This is a genomic window from Membranihabitans maritimus, assembly GCF_021729145.1.
Taxonomy (GTDB): Bacteria; Bacteroidota; Bacteroidia; order Chitinophagales; family Saprospiraceae; genus Membranihabitans; species Membranihabitans maritimus.
Genome location: NZ_JAJSLW010000102.1, coordinates 1 through 288, shown reverse-complemented (window position 1 = coordinate 288; position 288 = coordinate 1). Strand labels below are relative to the sequence as shown.

Annotated in this window: 1 protein-coding gene; it reads left to right on the top strand. The window is 42.0% G+C overall.

The features are described from left to right. Positions 1–288: hypothetical protein (locus tag LVD47_RS23485; RefSeq protein ID WP_236981165.1), on the top strand; the 288-nt coding region annotated here is incomplete at both ends.

The following is a 288-nucleotide window of genomic DNA, read 5'->3' as shown; positions in this document are numbered from 1 at the left end:
AAGCGGGTGACTCATCATCGCCACCTGATAAAAAACAGGATTTTGAAGCTTACTACAAATTCCTAAGAGCAAAAGACCCAAGAACGTTGCCAGTGATCACAGAGTTTGACCCGTTTTCCTTGGCGCGGGAGAGATATGTAGAAATAGCCATACGAGAGCTTTATTCACGGATTATGTATGTGACGTTAGAGATTGTCGCCATACCCGATGAAATTGGGAATTCAGATTTTTCTAAGACGGTTTTTGATAGTCATTCACCAAAGCTTAGACGAGGGTTGATGTATTACC